We start from the raw sequence: 7824 nt of genomic DNA on the forward strand, positions 1-7824 counted from the left end.
ATGTGAAGGAGACGAGCGGCCAGCCGCGCGCCGTCGTCCAGATCAATCATGGACTGGCCGAGCATGCGGCGCGCTATGCCCGCTTCGCCGATTTCCTCGCCGAGCGCGGCTGTCATGTCTATGTGCAGGACCATCGCGGCCACGGCGCGACCAGGGCGCCGGATGCGCCGCTCGGCAAATTCGCCGATGTCGATGGCGGCGCCAAGGTCATCGCCGATGTCACCGCCATCCACGACCTGATCGCCGGCGAGCACCCGGGCGTGCCGGTCATCCTCTTCGGCCATTCGATGGGCGCGTCGGTGGCGTTGAACTTCCTTCTGCGTCATTCGGCGCGCGTCCATGCCGCCGCGATCTGGAATGGCAACTTCTCCCAGGGCCTGCTGAGTCAGCTGGCGCTGGCCATCCTGGGCTGGGAGAGGATGCGGCTGGGTTCCGACGTACCGTCGCGACTGCTGCCGAGGCTGACCTTCCAGGCCTGGGGCAAGGCCGTGCCCAACCACAAGACCCTGTTCGACTGGCTGTCGCGCGACGAGGCGGAGGTGGCGAAATACGTCGCCGATCCGCTGTGCGGCTGGGATGCCTCGGTGTCGATGTGGCGGGACGTCGTCCAGATGGCGATTTACGGCGGCAGCGACGGCAATTTTTCCGGCGTGCGCCGCACCCTCCCCATCAATCTGCTCGGCGGCGAGAAAGACCCCGCCTCGGATTATGGCAAGGCGGTCAACCACCTCGCCGGGCGCATAAGGAGGATGGGCTTTTCGAATCTGGTTTCAAAGGTTTACCCGGAGACCCGCCACGAAAGCCTGAACGAGGTCAACCGGGACATCGTCATGGCCGATTTCGCTGCATGGACGGACAGCGTTCTGAAATCCTGATCCCGGCGTGGCCTATTGCATGGGCCGTGACAGGGACGGCCGGGATTGATAGAGGCTGCGTTTTCGACCCAACACGGTGATCCATGGCCGAGCCTCCGCTGAAAGGCATACGCGTTATCGAACTCGCCCGCATCCTCGCCGGGCCCTGGGCGGGGCAATTGCTGGCCGATCTCGGCGCCGACGTCATCAAGGTCGAGAGTCCCGACGGCGGCGACGACACCCGCAAATGGGGCCCTCCCTTCGTCATGAGCCATGACGGCGAGAACCTGTCGGCCGCCTACTATCACTCCTGCAATCGCGGCAAGCGTTCGATCGCCATCGACTTCTCCAAGCCCGAGGGCGCCGATACGCTCCGCCGCCTGGTCGCCACGGCCGACGTTTTGATCGAGAATTTCAAGCTCGGCGGGCTGAGGAAATACGGCCTCGACTACGAGAGCCTGAAGAAGATCAACCCGCGCCTCGTTTATTGCTCGATCACCGGCTTCGGCCAGGACGGGCCGTATGCGCCACGGGCCGGCTATGATTTCATCATCCAGGCCATGGCCGGCATGATGTCGATCACCGGCGAGGCCGGCCGCGAGCCGCAGAAGGCCGGCGTCGCCATCTCCGACCTCTTCACCGGCCTCTATTCGGTGGTCGCCATCCAGGCGGCACTTCGCCATGCCGAGAAGGCCGGCGAGGGCCAGCATATCGACATGGCGCTGTTCGACAGCCAGATCTCGGCGCTCGGCAACCAGAACCTCAACTATCTGGTCTCCGGCAAGTCGCCGGTGCAGATGGGCAACGCGCATATGAACATCGCGCCCTACGAGGTGCTGCCGGTCAGGGACGGCCACATCATCCTGGCCGTCGGCAATGACGGCCAGTTCCAAAAATTCTGCGCGGCGGTCGGTCTCGACGATCTGCCATCGAACCGGGATTTTGCCACCAACCCCGCCCGTGTCGCCAACCGGGCGAGTCTGCGCGAGCGCATCATCGAGGCGCTCGAGGCCTTGGATCGCGATCCGCTGCTGGCGAAGCTCGAAGCGGCCAGCGTGCCGGCGAGCCCGATCAACACGATCGGCCAGATGTTCGATGATCCGCAGACCATCGCGCGCGGCATGCGGCTCGACCTCGACGACGGCCACGGCAATCGCCTGCCCTCGGTGCGCGCGCCGATGGTGATGTCCGGCACGCCGCTCGTCTATGAGCGCCCCTCGCCGCGTCTTGGCGAGCACACTGAGGAAATCCTGGCCGAACTGGAGAGATCAGCACGATGAAAACCGGCGGACAACTGATCGTAGAGGCGCTTGAAGCCAACGGCACCGACCGCATCTTCTGCGTGCCGGGCGAATCCTATCTGGCCGTGCTCGACGCGCTGCATGACTCGCCCATCCGCACCATCGTCTGCCGCCAGGAAGGCGGCGCCGCGATGATGGCCGACTGCCAGGGCCGCCTGACCGGCAAGCCCGGCATCTGCTTCGTCACCCGCGGTCCCGGCGCCACCAACGCCTCGGCCGGCATCCACATCGCCATGCAGGATTCGGTCCCGGTGATCCTGTTCATCGGCCAGGTCGCCAGCCACGCCAAGGAGCGCGAGGCCTTCCAGGAGGTCGATTACAAGCGCTTCTTCGGCGACATCGCCAAATGGGTGGTCGAGATCGACGATGCCTCGCGCATCCCCGAATTCGTCACCCGCGCCTTCGCGGTGGCGACGTCTGGCCGTCCCGGCCCGGTCGTCATCTCGCTGCCCGAGGACATGCTGACCAGCGTCGTCGAGGCGCCGGCGGCGCTTCCGCATACCCCGGTCGAGACGCGTCCCGGCGAGGCCGAACTCGACGCGCTGGAAAAGCTTCTGGCCAAGGCCAAACGCCCCTTCGTCATCCTCGGCGGCACCCGCTGGGACGCCGATGCCGTTGCGCATATGCAAGGCATCGCCGAAGCATGGTCGCTGCCGGTCGGCTGCTCCTTCCGCCGCCAGATGCTGTTTGATCATCTGCATCCGAACTATGCCGGCGATGTCGGAATCGGCATCAACCCGAAGCTGGCCACCGCCATCAAGCAGGCCGACCTCGTGCTGCTCATCGGCGGCCGCATGGGCGAGATGCCGTCCTCCGACTATACGCTGCTGAAAAGTCCCTACCCCGACCAGACACTGGTCCATGTCCACGCCGACGCGGGCGAGCTTGGCCGCGTCTACCGGCCGGCACTGGCGATCAACGCCTCACCTTCCGCCTTTGTCGAGGGCTTCTCGAAACGCAAGTCCGCTGCTGCGCCGGCCTGGGCGGGCGAGACGGTCAAGCTGCATGCCGCCTATCTCGACTGGTCGACGCCGCCGGAAACCGGCCCCGGCTCCGTCCAGATGGGACCGATCATGAACTATCTGGAAAAGGTGCTGCCCGACGACGCCATCCTGACCAACGGCGCCGGCAACTACGCCACCTGGGTGCATCGCTTCCATCGCTCACGCCGTTTTGGTACGCAGGCGGCGCCGACCTCCGGCTCGATGGGCTACGGCACGCCGGCCGCGGTCGCCGCCAAGGCGCTGCACCCGGAATGCGAAGTCATCGCCTTCGCCGGCGACGGCTGCTTCCTGATGAACGGGCAGGAGTTCGCCACCGCCGTCCAGTACGATCTGCCGATCATCGTCATCGTCGTCAACAACGGCATCTACGGCACGATCCGCATGCATCAGGAGCGGGAATATCCGAGCCGCGTCGTCGCCACTGACCTCAAGAACCCGGACTTCGCCGCCCTTGCCCGCGCCTATGGTGGCCACGGCGAGACGGTTGCGAAGACCGCCGATTTCGCGCCGGCCTTCGAGCGCGCGCGCGCCAGCGGCAAGCCGGCGATCGTCGAGATCAGGCTCGATCCCGAGGCGATCACGCCGACCCGCACGCTGACGCAGATACGCGACAAGAGCTAGACGCGAAAGGGCAGCCTGCTGACCTTCTGCCGGCTGCACGCAAAGGGGATGAACCGCCCTTTGCGTCTTACATAGCCTTCTCGATCTGGCCGCGGATCTCGCCGTCCTTGTTGGCGGCGGTGTGGACGTTGACGTAGTACTTGCCGGCCTCAAGGTCTGCCGCCTGCGCATCGGTCAGCGTGGCCGATCCCTTGATCGGGCTCTTGAGCTTCTTGAACGGGATTACGGGTCCCGCGTTCGCGCCCATCGCGGCCGGGCCGTGAATGTGTGCCGCCGTCGCCGGTCCGCTGAGGCCGGAATATTTGACGTTCCAGCTCAGCTTCTTCTTGGCGGTGTCGAAGGTGAATGTGGCGGTTCCCTTGCCCTTGGTGGTGACAGGCGGGCTCTGCTGGCCGCCATCGAGCGTCGCCGTGTATTTCACCGTTTCGGCCAAGGCAGGAAAGGCAAGCAGGATAGACGCGGAAATGGCCAGCGCCGAGAACATCGGCGTGAGGGGTTGAATGCGCATGGAGACCTCCGTTGTGACATCCCGGAATGGATGCACCGCCACAACGGCTTGAGGAGCGGATGTTTCCCGGAAGTAACGCCGATTTGACAGCACGGCTAAAAGGGGCGGTTGCCCGCCCCTTTTGGATTCCACGAAGGCGCTGATCAGACGGCTGCCAGGGCCTGCGTGAGGTCGGCGATCAGGTCGTCCGGGTGCTCGACGCCGATCGACAGCCTGACCGTGGTCTCCAGCACGCCGATGCGCTGGCGCACCTCGAAGGGAATGCCCGAATGGGTCATCGCCGCCGGGTGGCTGGCCAGCGATTCCGTCCCGCCGAGGCTTACCGCCAGCTTGAATATCTGCAGGGCGTTGAGAAAGGCGAACGCCGCCTTCTGCCCGCCGCGAATGTCGAAGGAAAAGGTAGAGCCGGCGCCACTGCACTGCGCCCGGTAGGTGCGGCCCGAAGGTGTATCCTCGCCCAGGAACGGCAGGTAGTGGACCTTCTCCACCTTGGCATGGTCGCGCAGGAATTCGGCGACAAGGCGCGCATTGTCGTTCGCGCGTTCCATGCGGATCGACAGCGTCTCGAGCGAGCGGCCGAGCATCCAGCAGGAATGCGGGTCGAGCTGCGTGCCGATCGCGCCGCGCAGCGCCTTGATCGGCTTGGTGACCGCCTTGCTGCCCATGGCGGCGCCGGCGATCAGGTCGGAATGGCCGCCGACATATTTGGTCAGCGAATAGACGGAGACATCGGCGCCGTGTTCGATCGGCCGCTGGAACACCGGGCCGAGCAGCGTGTTGTCGCAGACGATGATCGGCTTCGTCCCTTGCCCGGCGCCGATTTCGTCGGCGATCCTGCACATCAGCGCGATGTCGACAAGGCTGTTGGTCGGATTTGACGGCGTCTCGATCAGGATGACCGACACGCGGCCCTTGGCCCTGGCAGCATTGGCGGCCGCGCCAACCGCCGCCTCGTCGACGCCGTCAGCGAAGCCGACAGCCTCTATGCCGAAGCCGGCGAGCGTGCGCGTCAGAAGCGTCTCGGTGCCGCCATAGAGCGGCTGCGAATGCAGGATGACGTCACCCGGACGGGCATAGGCGAAAAGGGTCGTCGCGATCGCCGACATGCCGGACGAGAACAGGATGCAGGCGTCCGTGCCCTCATAGACCGCCAGCCGGTCCTCGACGATCTCGCTGTTGGGATGGTTGAAGCGCGAATAGACGAGACCGGAAGCGGTGCCGCTCGGAGGTTCCTTGCGGCCGGAGGTGTAGTCGAAGAAGTCGCGTCCCTCTTCCGCCGATTTGAACACGAAGGTCGAGGTGAGGAACACCGGTGGCTTGACCGCGCCCTCCGAAAGCTGCGGATCGAAGCCATAGCTCAGCATCAGCGTCTCCGGATGGAGCTTGTGGTTGCCGATGTGGGTTTTCGACGGGCGCGGCGCGGTCATGGCTATTTTCCTGCTGTTCGAGGAGTGTCGTACCGCAATTTATGCCATCCCCATCATGCAGTCCTTGCTATTTTTGGGCTCGCATGGCTGCGTTCGCGCAATGAATTGCCTGAGGAGACCAAAAGTGCAGCAGAAGATAGCTGACGATTTCGACCGCAAGATCCTGCGTGAACTGCAAGCCGACGCCCGCATCACCAACAACGAGCTTGCCGAGCGGATCGGTCTGTCGCCGTCGCCCTGCCTGAGGCGCGTGCGGCGTCTGGAGGAAGCCGGCGTCATCAGGGGCTACACCGCCCTGGTCGATCCGGCCGCCTTCGGCTGGGGCATGGTCGCCATCGCCACCATCCGGCTCAGCCGCCAGAACGAGGACGAGATCGTCATGTTCGAGGAGGCGATCCGCGGCTGGGATGAGGTGCTGGAATGCCACCTCGTCACCGGTTCGCGCGACTATGTGCTGAAGGTGGTGGCGGGAAGCCTCGAGCAGTACGAGCGCTTCATCAAGGAAAAGATCGCGCGGCTGAAATGCGTCGCCTCGATCGAGACCAGCTTCGTCATGAACACCATAAAGGAACGGCGCCTCTGAGGCGCCGTTCTCGAGATCAGCATGTCAGCGTTCAGCCGGCCTACTTGATCGCCTTGTCGGTGATCGCCGTCGTGTACGCGCCTTCCGGCTGCTTGGTGATGATCTTCTGGTCGAGCAGCGCCTTGGCGGTGCGCTCATAGGCTTCCGGAATCAGCTTGCCATCGGCATTGTCGATCAGCTTGGCGACTTCGCCCATCATCCGCTTCTGGTGGTTCTCGTCCTGGCCGCCATTGTCCATGACGATGCCGGCCGCCTCATCCGAATTGTCGACGGCATATTTCCAGCCCTTCATCGAAGCGCGCACGAAACGCACCATCTTGTCCTCGAAGGCCGGATCCTTGAGCTTGTCTCCCAACGCATAGAGCCCGTCTTCGAGCAAATCGTTGCCCATGGCCGAGTAGTTGAACACGGTGAGCTGTTCCGGCTTGTAGCCGGCGTCGATCAGCTGCCAGTACTCGTTATAGGTCATGACCGAGATGCAGTCCGCCTGCTTCTGGATCAGCGGCTGCACGTCGAAGCTCTGCTTCAGCACGGTGACGCCCTCCGGGCCGCCCTCGGTCTTGAGGCCGAGCTTGTTCATCCAGGCGTAGAACGGATACTCGTTGCCGAAGAACCAGACGCCGAGCGTGTGGCCCTTGAAGTCGGCTTCGGTCTTGATCGGGCCGTCCTTCGGGCAGACCAGTTCCATGCCGGCCTTCTTGAACGGCTGGGCGATATTGACCAGCGGCACGCCCTTTTCGCGCGCGGCGAGCGCCCCGCCCATCCAGTCGACGATGACGTCGGCGCCGCCGCCGGCGATCACCTGCTCGGGCGCGATATCGGGACCGCCCGGCTTGATGTCGACGTCGAGGCCCTCGGCCTCATAGAAGCCCTTTGCCTTGGCGACATAGTAGCCGGCGAACTGGGCCTGCGTGACCCACTTCAGCTGCAGCGTCACCTTGTCGGCCGCCATCGCCTGGAAAGCGGCCAGCGACATCGCGCCGGCCAGGACAGGAATAATCAGTCTTTTCATGTTTTTACCCTCTGAAGTTAGCACCCTTAAACCCACCGCCCCTATCCACCACGGACAGAGGGATGCCAAAACGTGACGGCTCTCTCGACAAGAGCGACCACGCCATAAAAGACCGAACCCGCCAGTGCTGCAACTGCGATTTCGGCCCAGACCATGTCGATATTCATCCGCCCGACTTCGGTCGAAATGCGGAATCCCATGCCGACGACGGGCGTGCCGAAGAACTCCGCGACGATGGCTCCGATCAGCGCAAGCGTCGAGTTGATCTTCAGCGCGTTGAAGATGAAGGGAGCGGCGGCCGGCAACCTGAGCTTGATGAGCGTCGGCCAATAGCCCGACGCATAGGTGCGCATCAGGTCGCGCTCCATGTGGCCAGAAGCGGCAAGCCCGGCGACCGTGTTCACCAGCATCGGGAAGAAGGTCATGATGATGACGACCGCCGCCTTTGACTGCCAGTCGAAGCCGAACCACATCACCATGATCGGCGCCACGCCGATGATCGGCAGCGCCGAGA

The 7824-nt window shown here is 64.2% G+C and carries 8 protein-coding genes; 4 read left to right on the top strand and 4 right to left on the bottom strand.

From position 1 onward, the window contains the following. The first annotated feature begins 2 nt into the window (after nt 1-2). From EN742_RS16415 to EN742_RS16425, 3 genes are all read left to right on the top strand, one after another. Nucleotides 3-875 carry an alpha/beta hydrolase gene (locus EN742_RS16415; RefSeq protein ID WP_189375373.1) on the top strand — a complete coding sequence of 291 codons (873 nt, stop codon included), beginning with the start codon at nt 3-5 and terminating at the stop codon, nt 873-875. A gap of 83 nt (nt 876-958) precedes the next feature. Beyond that, nucleotides 959-2134 (top strand): CaiB/BaiF CoA-transferase family protein, encoded by a 1176-nt coding sequence (locus EN742_RS16420; protein WP_128333031.1) that lies wholly within the window; start codon nt 959-961, stop codon nt 2132-2134. Beyond that, nucleotides 2131-3780, top strand: a complete 1650-nt coding sequence (locus tag EN742_RS16425; protein WP_128333032.1) for a thiamine pyrophosphate-binding protein — start codon at nt 2131-2133, stop codon at nt 3778-3780. Before EN742_RS16420 ends, EN742_RS16425 begins: the two co-directional genes overlap by 4 nt. 67 nt (nt 3781-3847) lie before the next feature. On the opposite strand, the gene EN742_RS16430 is transcribed toward EN742_RS16425, so the two are convergent. Both EN742_RS16430 and EN742_RS16435 read right to left on the bottom strand, forming a co-directional pair. Then, complete coding sequence (locus tag EN742_RS16430) at nt 3848-4288, bottom strand: CHRD domain-containing protein (protein WP_126053859.1); 441 nt, start codon at nt 4286-4288, stop codon at nt 3848-3850. A gap of 143 nt (nt 4289-4431) precedes the next feature. Further along, nucleotides 4432-5715, bottom strand: a complete 1284-nt coding sequence (locus EN742_RS16435; RefSeq protein ID WP_127405882.1) for a cystathionine gamma-synthase family protein — start codon at nt 5713-5715, stop codon at nt 4432-4434. Between the two features lie 124 nt (nt 5716-5839). Between EN742_RS16435 and EN742_RS16440 the strand changes: the two genes are divergently transcribed. Further along, nucleotides 5840-6298, top strand: a complete 459-nt coding sequence (locus tag EN742_RS16440) for an Lrp/AsnC family transcriptional regulator (protein ID WP_127394149.1) — start codon at nt 5840-5842, stop codon at nt 6296-6298. Between the two features lie 40 nt (nt 6299-6338). Here EN742_RS16440 and EN742_RS16445 read toward each other — a convergent pair whose 3' ends face one another. Next, on the bottom strand, nt 6339-7310 hold the full coding sequence (locus EN742_RS16445; RefSeq protein WP_127405883.1) for an ABC transporter substrate-binding protein: 972 nt from the start codon (nt 7308-7310) through the stop codon (nt 6339-6341). Between the two features lie 41 nt (nt 7311-7351). After that, on the bottom strand, nt 7352-7824 hold a 473-nt coding region (locus EN742_RS16450; protein ID WP_128333033.1), incomplete at its 5' end, for an ABC transporter permease subunit.

Origin of the sequence: Mesorhizobium sp. M4A.F.Ca.ET.020.02.1.1 (assembly GCF_004022645.1) — a bacterium.
Taxonomy (GTDB): Bacteria; Pseudomonadota; Alphaproteobacteria; order Rhizobiales; family Rhizobiaceae; genus Mesorhizobium.